A 9,759-nucleotide genomic window follows, 5' to 3' on the forward strand; every position below is an offset into this window, starting at 1 on the left:
TGCCTCCCGCACTTTCTCCCACCATGAAGTGCCAGCAGCCGTGCGAATGCAGGCGCAGCACAGTCTGGGTGCGCTGAGAGACCTGGGAATGGATGACCGCGCACTGATGCTGACGGACAAGGCCGGGGAACACGGCAGCGTGGGCGACCCCTATGGACTGCTCGCAGCCAGTGACGGCGCAGCCCCTTCAGGCGCGGAGATGCATCAACTGCTCGAACGGCTCACGCCGGTACCGGAGGATAAGCGGCCAGTGGCGATGCGTCGCGCGGAGGGCGGGACATGGCAGGATCCGCAAACGCTGGCGCACTACGCGCAGATCGGAGCGAAGCTGTACCGGGTTGCAAAAGACGAAGCCGCGTCGACGGAAGGGTATGTGGTATGGAATCCGGTGGATGCCACTGGCAATGCACGGGAGCGGACAGTCCGTCTGGAAAACCGGGATGGCCAGTGGCAGCAGGCCCGGAATGCTCCGGGTCTGAAAGGTGGGGCGCCTGAACCGGTTCTTCGGGTCATGGACGCTGACGCTGCAAAGCAGGTAGACCTGCCGGTCCCTCAGGCATATGCAAATGCTAATCGAGTCCGACAATTTGGATTGAACAATGAGCGGCCTTTGCCTGTTTCCGAGACGGAAACCGTCTCGGAAGTGAGGAAATTTCTGTCGGAGTGCGCGAAGGATGTCACTCGCAGAGAAGGTTTCGCACAAGGATTCGACGAGTATTTCGATGTGAGTGCTCAGCAGCCCGACGGAACATACATTCCCTCGGAGGAAACACACACTGAACTCAAAGAGTACTTTACTCGCCTGTACGACAAATCCGAAACATTCAGAAGTCTCTATAACTTTGCTGCGGATAGTTCGAGGATTGATCCGATCCAGCGATGGCTATTAGCAATGGGGGAGCGGGATGACATTAAATATGAGGTCTCGAATGATTTAAGAGAAATGTATGCGCCACATCCTGACATGGCTGTAGATTATCCGGCGAAATTTTTATCAAAGAATGGGGAATTTGTTGACATAGATTCTAAGGTAGCACTAGTGCACGAAATGACTCATCTGTTGACTGGTTTGAAAGATCCCGATCTGGCGTTTTGGAATGAAGCCGGCGTTGATCGTTCTGTCGCGCACACTGTGCGGCAATTCGGGTTGGGTGAACGCGGCGCAGTTGAGTACTTCACGCAGAGAATATTGAGAGAAGCTGATGCCAAGGTGCCACAACGGCAGACTTATCTCGTTATGACATCCGCAGTAAAAGCTCACGTGGAGAAAAACAATGTTGCGAACTACGTTGAACTGGACAGGTACGTATCCCTCCAGGATGATTACCTCGCCGCATTGTTTCCCGGCGCTGTCGAACAACCGGCCTTTGGAAGAGCAAGAGCCCACGAATCGGATCGATTCGTGGGGAGTGACCCGGACAACAAGCACTATTCCGGACCTACCGGGAGTGGAAAATTCGATCTGGATCCGGTTTACTGGAAGCCAAGTTGAGGGTTGACCGAGATTCCTCAAATCCGCGCATCTCGGCCTAAGGTGCTGAGAAATAGAGGGTCGCCTCAGAGCGGGCGTTCGGTGCTTCGTCATGTGTGGGGGGACGTCTCCCATTACCGATTCAACGTAAGCGCGAATTTCCCCGCACCTAGCTTGCGAGCTTGAGAGGGTCCACGATTGCGTCCGCAACCATAACTTGCGGACGCAACCGATGAGCCAGAATGACCTTAGCTTTTTGCCTTTACGAGTGATGCACGCTGGCGCTGGCGCCGGTGACAGGCGCAGCTTCGATGCGGATCTGAAGGTCTTCCTGCGCCGCGAGCCGATCGACTTCCGCGCGGGCATCAACAGCCTGGTGATGCTGGTCGAGCCTCTCCCACGGCGGGAAGTCATTCGGCAGCATGCGCCATGAGCTCCGGCCCGCGCCATCCAGCGCAGTGCGTTGAACACTTCGCGCAGTTCGTATCGGCGCTGCCGTGCGTCTTCGTTCATCAACGTTCGATATGGAGCCGCGGCGCTCCATTCCTCGTCCGATACATCCGTCGGGTATGGCTTGCGTTTTGTCATCCCGCCTGGTTAGCAGGTCCGGCAGAAAGTTCCTAACACGCTAGGCACCTCGACGGAGACAATACTTCATGCGATGAGTTCTGTCGCGGTAAGGGAAGCCGGTCAGGCAAAGGTGATATGCGAAGGACGACTTACGAAACCAACGAGGAAAATTACTGGGCGGCAGACAGCGAAGTTCTGCCCGAACATTTCACCTGTCCTTTCCCGATCATGTGCAATTCAATGCGATGCCACTGAGAATGACGCGCGCGGTCAAAATCCTTGAATCCGAGCATAGGTCTGGCGCGAGCCCGATGGTCCTGCTCGATTACGTTGTTCACATACCTGATCTGACGCGACCTTAATGGGCGTCTCGCGCTCGACGTCCACCGCGTTAAGCGCGGCCAGACTGGCGCCGCAATGGTTGCGGTCTTGGGTGAGCCGTTCTGACCAATCGCCTTTTCGAAGAAGCGCCGCGCAGCGCCTCGTCCCGCTTGGCTCTGAACAGAAAATCGACGGTATTGCCCGCCTTGTCCTTGCCCGGTAAAGATACTTCCACGAACCCTTCACCTTGAGTGGAGTAAGAAACAGGGCGTACCACGGACTTCGTCACCTTGCCAGTGTCAGCAAGTCACCGCCGCTTCGGCCCACTTTCTCTCGCAGCAGAGAAAGGGCGTGCCCCGGTACTGCGATTTCAACTCCATCGGGTCCTGCATTCCAAACATGCTCAAGCAACTTCACTCCCATATGGGCGGGCCACATTGGCTGGGCATACTATACGTTTCATCAACCCGCCAACTCTTGCCGACCGGCCGCGCGGCACTTACGAAATGTCTTTTCGAACAGTGGTACCACCTTGATGACCCAGCGATGCACCGTCGAATGATCGACACAAATCTCGCGCCCGGCCATCATTTCCTCGAGATTGCGGAACTCAGCGAGTAGGCAACGTACCATCGCACGCACAGCGGGATCACTTCAGCAGAAAATGCAGCCACTCAAGAATCTTGGCGATGTCCGGAGCAAGCGTTTTTCGTGGCGTCATTGTCTTCTTCATCGCGTGGCCGCAGCGTTTTGGTCCGCCTCGAATTTTACCTCGCCCGCTTTAACGCGACAGAACCACGTAAGGTAGTGCATGCAACGCACGCTCTTGCAACCATTCGGGACGGGATAACAGGCCAGCGGTATTTCGGCGCAAGGCTTACTTCTGGTTACAGCGTTCTTTATGCTGATTCTGAACTCACCGGAACCGTTCAAGCTCCGGACTATGGGTTGCACACGTCTGCAAGGAGCTCGTCGTATTGTGAGATCAGGCCCAGGTTACTCGCAAGGAAACGTAGGATAGCCTTGCGTTGCTTCGCGCGATAGCCCTGCCAGTCGTTATCGTGGTGACGGATCGCGTGGAGCAACTGGCGCACGCCCGTCTCGATATCGTTGCCCTCGTAGAAATAACCCAATTCCCGGCATAGGTGCGCATTATGAATGAACGCGAAGCCGTTCCAGCACACTTCGAAATGGAAGTAGTTGAGCGCAAGGCCCCACTGATGAGAAATTACGATATCCGTGTGTTCGGACAGGAAATGTGGTGTGTCGTATCGACCCACAAAGCTTGCTTTTCCCATTCGGACTATATCGAGATCCTTTACGATACTTATGAACTCCGGACTGTGGCGGGCCAGATGGTCGGCGTTTGTCACGTGAAGATGGACGATCGCGTCACCACCTTCGATCCGAAATGCCTGCTCAGCGATCAGCAGAGGATACAGACAAAACTTGAGGACATCTATGTTTGGTTCCATTACCGCCAATCGCTTTGGGCGTCGACCAGTGCGTGGGTTCGCGTATCCGCCCGGACGGTATTCGCCCTCGAACGGCAGGCGTCGAGTACTTGCTTGAAGACACATCGGATCCCATACGAAAGGTACTTCTCGCACAGGCAAGCGCCGCAAAGTGCTAAAGAAATGAGCGCTCGTTTCCATAACCTGCGGAATGACCCAGATGGCGTCGTATTGCTGGTTGATGAACACTGGGCCACTCACACGGCGAAAGATCATGGCCTCGATCATTTGCACGTATTCAGGACCGCAGCAGTAGCTGATGAGCTTTGTTCCACGGGCCTTCAGGTAGCGGGTCTGCTCGTCGCTGATTTGTCCGCCGAGCTCAATTAGCACGTCGAGAGCGTCTTTCACGTCGTCGAACCTGCGTGCCGGAAAGCGCTTGGTATCCCATGGTAACGCGTCGGTCAACGCAACTGTAGTCGTGTTGACCAGCATTACCGAATGACCGAGAGGGGAGTGTTGAAAGAGCTTTGCCAGGTACAGTGCATTCTGCTTGATGCCGTTAACCCATATGCTTTCCGATTCACTGCGGAGGCCGATAGTGATGCCGATCCGCAATGCTCGTAGCTTTGTCATTTACGTATTCTCCGTTAACGATCGCATAAGGAGCGCAAACCAGATGCGCGCGGTAAGCAGTGTCGACTTTTCCGACAACTCTGGAGCCCGACATGACGAAGTCGCACGCGAAATCTCGGGAATCTGGACGTACGTTCGTTGAGGGCCGGGTTGAGGGGCTTCACAGTGGCAGAAGCTTGGAACGAATGGCGGCGGGCATGTGCCTACCATGCGCCAGACGACTGCGCGTCTGTCGCATGATTACGACATCCTTAAGCGGAGCATGCCGCGGCCTTCGCAAGGGCAGACTGCAGCGCCATCAACGACGATCGCTTCGGCAAGCGCGGCTGAATTTCCGACAGCCCTCCGACTAACGAGGAGCGTTACTCGGTAGATTCGAAGTTTGGGGGACAAGATAGCAGTCATGGCGGATGATTGATCGTATTGACATGGAGTCGAATATCGAAACAAGACGTTAGCTGGAGTCAGTATGAAACGTCCCTTATGAGCTGAAATGCAGCGACAGCCGCAAAGTGTCGTTAGACTTGCCTTCGTTTCGAAGTGTAACAAGGATCGAACCGTACGCGCACGCTGTTTCGTGCCGATATTATATTTTTATTTTTTATGCTATGTATTGATCCTCGCTATTAGGCGCCCATTTGGCCAATATAATTGTATGTTGTTGGATCGTATTTATCCTGAGCGGTAATGCATTACTCATAAGTCAGAAATTTAGAGGGCATATTGTCTGTGCTTGGGCGAGTGTTACGGAGAGGATCGCTGACGAAACGAGACGGCCGGAGCCTGGCTCACAACACGTTAAAGGAGATGCGCATCCTGGCAGTTCGACGCATGGCTGAGGGAGAACATCCGAACAATGTTGCGGCCTCGTTTGGAATGCATCGCTCTTGGGCGTTCAGGATCCGGGCTCAGGCGCGCGGTCGCGTGCCGTGGGGTGTGTGTGTGCTGCTCCCGACGAAAGGCACGGGCCGCCCTCGCAAGCTTACACAGGCACAGGAACGGCAGGTGCTGCGCTGGATCAATGGCAGGAGTCCAGTGCAGCATGGATTTGACTTCGGTCTGTGGATGCGCGACCTCGTTCGCAAACTGGTGCAGTGGAAGTTCGGTGTCACGTTGAGCCTTGCCTCGATCGGCGCGATGCTTGCGTGCTTGAACCTGACGCCACAAAAGCCGTTGCAGCGCGCATGCCAGCGGGATCCGGAGGCAATCGGGCGCTGGCAGCGCGACACGTATCCGGCAATTGTCAGGCAGGCAAGCGAGGAAAGTGCCGACATCCTCTTCCCGGACAAATCCGGCTTTCGGGCCGACCCGGTGCACGACAGGACCTGAGCGCAACGGGGCGAAACGCCAGTCGTTGAACGCCCGTGCCAGAGGCGGGGCATGAGTGCGGCGTGCGCCGTCAACCCGAGTGGGGCGTTCGGGTTTGCAATGTGCGAAGGTGGGCTCAGCGGTGAGTTGTTCGTGACGCTGTCTAGGCAGCTGATGTTCAATCGCAAGAAGGCGGTTCATCTGATCGTCGACGGATTACCCGCGCATAAGAAAGTTGTCGTCAGGGACTACGTTGCAAGCACCTGGACGGAATCCCACGCTCGTGCGCTCCTTCTTCAGGCACCCATCTGTCCGGTATGTTTCCGACTTATGAGTAAAGCCGCATCCTGACATGATCGAGCGAGACCGCACCACTTTACGGCGTCACAATCATCCATGAAAATCACTGCGGCGAGCCGATGTACCGCCATCACAACTTTGCGCTGCGCGGCAATGGTCAGGATCGCTACGATTCCGTTTCAGAACAGTCTTTGTCAGCGTCTTCCCGAGAGCCATTGCGAGCCGGGTGTTCCGCTTGTTTCCCCGAGTGATTGTGGATGTTAGAAGCTCAATGCATCGAAAATGCCGCCATGCAGGCGGTGGAACGGCATGCAGCAGGGTTAGCCCGGCATTGCGGGCCCGTCTCGCGGCGTGTGGTGCTACTCGCGCGTGGTCACATGCGTCCACTATGATTTTTAGTTCTCGCCGGTGTGTGAGGCTTTCGCCTGCGGCAAGCAGCGGTCTGGTTGCGTACAAGGTCAGCCTGCTTTCCAGCGCAAGCATGGGGGGTTTTCAGTTCAGCACCGCCCGTACTTGCTGACAGATCGATTTGAACAACGCTCGAGCGGCCGACATTTCCATCGGGTTTTTCCGCCGTCTCAGCATGTTTCAACACTGTTCGTCCACCGATCGAAACTCGACTCGATCGGTGGACGAACCACCTTTTCCGGAGGGGCGGCGGAACGCTGGCTAAGGGCTTGCCGTCAAGCGCGGTCAACTGACGTCCAAGCAGCGCTTAGGGCTGCCTCAGCGCGCAGTTACGCACTGTATTCTCCGGCGCGTTGTCGTCAAGCTGTACGGGGAACTTGCCGATGCCACCCAGCTCAGCACCGCTCTGCGCCAAGCGTGCCCACCAAATCGCTGAGCCGTCCAGACGCTCCGCCATCAATGTCTCAATTGTTCGCAGGGAGTTGGCACACGGTCGGTAGGCGCCATTGCGCGCACACATCAGTTTTTTTGTCGTCTTTCGAGCGCGCTTTCGCGACCTGCATACTCGCTTCTATGGCTACCCGCCTCCCGGACCTCGCACGGCAAAGCGTGACACGCGAGGTTGTACGCTCTTACGCTTCTACATTTGTCGTTGACGCGAACAAATCGAGACTATCTGCACTATCGCTGAAGGCTCCTTTACCCACGGCAACGACTGAAGAATGCAGGAGTGGTAGGCTTGTTCACGCGGCAAAAGCAATGGCCCATTTTGATATAGCGCGTAACAGGAACGCTGCATCAGATGCGTCGCTGCTTCGCTACGGCTGGTGCGAAGGACCTGCAGCATACACTGATCGTAAGCGCTTGTATCGATGGCGAACGCTTTGCTGGTTGCGAGGAAGATTGAGATGCCGAAAATGAGTATGTGTGTCATCCTGGACATTATCGGGGCGCCTCGATTCGATCTGTCGGAAGGCCGTAGTCAAGTGGGAGGTGGAGTCTAACCCGTACGAGGATGAACTCTGTTAGCAATTGAAAATATTGTTTCAATGCCTCAGAGCGACATGGTGTGGGGTTGCTCGACCGAGCCGCGTTTTTCAGCGTCTATGTGTTCGCCCGCATCCCGCTGGCGCGAATTTCGACCGGTACTTCAATGCTTGTTGAGCGTTGCCTGAAATCATTGTGGCGCTTTTAAGCGATTGCCGACGGAGTAGCGAGGGCGGGGCGACAACGTGCCGCGAAAACGAATCAATATAGTTTGCGTCGGGTCAGCGCCCACGGTCGCGCTTGAGGCGAGGTTTGTGAATTTCCAATGCGCGAGGCCACATCGGGTGAGTCGGATTTTCGCTTGTCGGTCGTCCGAATACCATGCCGCGCCCCGTGGAGGGGTTATTTTTTTCGGCGCCTCGATTGAAGCGCTCCCAATGCCAGGCCGAGAATACCAGCGGTGAGCGAACCCAGAAGCACGGCAAGCTTGGCCACGTTCAATGCGATCTCTTCTTTAAAGGCCAGCGTCGCGATGAAGATGGACATGGTAAATCCAATGCCAGCAAGCAGCGCGATTAGCCTGACGCCACCCCAGGAGATACCGTCTGGCAACCGGCAAAGCTTTAGCTTTATTAGTAGCCACGTGACGCAGAAGACGCCGAGTGGCTTGCCCACCGTTAAGGCAACGGTGATTCCAGCCATGAGCGAGAGCATTTCCGATCGTGAAAGGTCAATGCCGCGTAGCGTCACTCCTGCGTTGGCGAGAGCAAAAAGCGGCATGACGCCGAAAGCGACCCAAGGATGAAGCGCGTGCTGAACCCTAAGCACCGGGGGCAGTAGTCCACGTTGTGCGAGTCGAAGCGTCTGCAGGGGCCTGGTCAGATGGTCGACATCGCCGACCAGCGCAACATCTGGCGCCACGAGATCATTCGTCGCGCGCGATAGTTCGGCCACTACACGTTCCCGCGTGTATCTTGGCGTGACAGGCACCATGAGGCCAAGTGCTATCCCGGCAAGCGTCGGATGTGCGCCGCTAATGAGCAGTCCAGTCCAGATGACCACGCCAGGAGCAATGTACGCCGGTGCCGTGCCAATGTTCAACCGCTGCATCAAGAATACGACTGCGATGCCGGCTGCGGCGACGATGAATCCGTCGTAATTCAGACCCGAGGAATAAAAAAAGGCAATGATCAAAACGGCGATAATGTCGTCAACGATCGCGAGCGTCAACAGAAAGATCCGTACGCTACTCGGGACGGATCGTCCGAGCAAGGCAAGCACTCCGACGGCGAATGCAATATCGGTGGCGGTCGGGACGGCCCAGCCGCGCAGAGTGTCGGATGTGTGATTTGCTGCGATATAGATCAACGCGGGCGCTGCGACGCCGCCTATGGCTGCTGCAAGTGGTAAGACAGCCTGCCGGATATCGCTTAGCGAGCCCTCGTGGATTTCCCGCCGTATCTCCATGCCGACTACAAGGAAGAAGACCGTCATGAGCGCATCGTTGATCCAGAAGTGCAGAGACCTTGTGAAGACGAACTCGCCAGCTCCAATGGTTAGGGGGAGTTCCCATATTTTTTGATACCCGGGTGCAAAGGAGGAGTTCCCCCAGACTAGTGCTATCGCTGCGGACGCCATCAACAAGATGCCACTGGCAGCCTCGACACGCAGAAAGTGCTCGAGCGCTGTAAAGGCTTTGCGTGCGATGCTTTGTCGGCTGGAAAGCTTGCTGGCGGATTGTTTTTTTTGCATGGACCGGTCTAAGTCTCCGCGGTGGCCCGACCAACATAGATGACCTGGCCTGTCTCACTGCGGCAGGCAGTTAGCGCGTGTCACTATTTCAGGTTGGTTGAGTGATCGACGTGATGTTAGATGCGAAAAACTGGCTGATGCTGGAAGTGCCGGACGTGCTGTCGCTAAGCGGTGATTTACATCTTTTTGCCATAGTCGCCCGACAAGGCAACCGTCGTCTAAAGGATGTGGTGTGGTGCCCACTGAGCTTGTCGCGGACCATCCTACGGAGCGAATCCATGTCTGGCCCGAAAGCGCGACGGATACCCAGAAACAATCAAAGAGAGCATCGCTATGTGTTTCCTTAAACATGGCGTGCCAGACCTTTATCAGAACGAGGCTGTATTGTCCACTTATGCGGGTTAGAAAAACATAATGGTGCGGTACTGGTTTGAACCGGTACCCCAAATAATCGCGCTGTTAAATGACAATATCCGTTTGTGGCACTCGCACAATTCAGGAGCTTGCCCGGGACCACGGCAGGATGCCACTATTGACCGGATGCTGGAGGGG

At 55.9% G+C, this 9,759-nt stretch carries 5 protein-coding genes and 4 pseudogenes; 3 read left to right on the plus strand and 6 right to left on the minus strand.

What is annotated here, in order from left to right; translation table 11 throughout:
* A partial coding sequence (locus HV796_RS38385; protein ID WP_217478143.1) for a PipA/GogA/GtgA family type III secretion system effector occupies positions 1 to 1,492 on the plus strand: 1,492 nt, incomplete at its 5' end.
* Between the two features lie 361 nt (positions 1,493 to 1,853).
* On the opposite strand, the pseudogene HV796_RS38390 reads toward HV796_RS38385, so the two are convergent.
* The 4 genes and pseudogenes from HV796_RS38390 to HV796_RS38405 form a co-directional block, all read right to left on the minus strand.
* A pseudogene (locus HV796_RS38390) lies at positions 1,854 to 2,059 on the minus strand (transposase); the annotation flags it as partial.
* Between the two features lie 152 nt (positions 2,060 to 2,211).
* Positions 2,212 to 2,620, minus strand: a pseudogene (locus HV796_RS38395) (DDE-type integrase/transposase/recombinase); the annotation flags it as partial.
* Between the two features lie 194 nt (positions 2,621 to 2,814).
* Positions 2,815 to 3,095: pseudogene (locus HV796_RS38400) on the minus strand (IS6 family transposase); the annotation flags it as partial.
* A gap of 208 nt (positions 3,096 to 3,303) precedes the next feature.
* Complete coding sequence (locus tag HV796_RS38405; protein ID WP_175233031.1) at positions 3,304 to 4,452, minus strand: DUF2827 domain-containing protein; 1,149 nt, start codon at positions 4,450 to 4,452, stop codon at positions 3,304 to 3,306.
* An 807-nt stretch (positions 4,453 to 5,259) separates the two neighbouring features.
* On the opposite strand from HV796_RS38405, the pseudogene HV796_RS38410 reads away from it, so the two are divergent.
* Positions 5,260 to 6,094 (plus strand): annotated as a pseudogene (locus HV796_RS38410) (IS630 family transposase).
* Between the two features lie 1,014 nt (positions 6,095 to 7,108).
* On the opposite strand, the gene HV796_RS45560 reads toward HV796_RS38410, so the two are convergent.
* Both HV796_RS45560 and nhaA read right to left on the minus strand, forming a co-directional pair.
* A complete protein-coding gene (locus HV796_RS45560) occupies positions 7,109 to 7,411 on the minus strand; it encodes a VF_A0006 family four-cysteine protein (protein ID WP_343053077.1) in 303 nt (100 codons plus the stop codon).
* A 446-nt stretch (positions 7,412 to 7,857) separates the two neighbouring features.
* Positions 7,858 to 9,207, minus strand: a complete 1,350-nt coding sequence (nhaA, locus tag HV796_RS38415; RefSeq protein WP_175233032.1) for a Na+/H+ antiporter NhaA — start codon at positions 9,205 to 9,207, stop codon at positions 7,858 to 7,860.
* A 101-nt stretch (positions 9,208 to 9,308) separates the two neighbouring features.
* On the opposite strand from nhaA, the gene HV796_RS43570 reads away from it, so the two are divergent.
* Positions 9,309 to 9,554, plus strand: a complete 246-nt coding sequence (locus tag HV796_RS43570; protein ID WP_217478144.1) for a hypothetical protein — start codon at positions 9,309 to 9,311, stop codon at positions 9,552 to 9,554.
* Positions 9,555 to 9,759: the final 205 nt, after the last annotated feature.

Origin of the sequence: Paraburkholderia humisilvae, from assembly GCF_902859855.1 — a bacterium.
Lineage (GTDB): Bacteria > Pseudomonadota > Gammaproteobacteria > Burkholderiales > Burkholderiaceae > Paraburkholderia > Paraburkholderia humisilvae.

Bases quoted from the DNA above. Each gene is read 5' to 3' on its own strand.
- HV796_RS38405 (WP_175233031.1), bottom strand. From the start codon at position 4,452: ATGACAAAGCTACGAGCATTGCGGATCGGCATCACTATCGGCCTCCGC.
- HV796_RS45560 (WP_343053077.1), bottom strand. From the start codon at position 7,411: ATGTCCAGGATGACACACATACTCATTTTCGGCATCTCAATCTTCCTC.
- nhaA (WP_175233032.1), bottom strand. From the start codon at position 9,207: ATGCAAAAAAAACAATCCGCCAGCAAGCTTTCCAGCCGACAAAGCATC.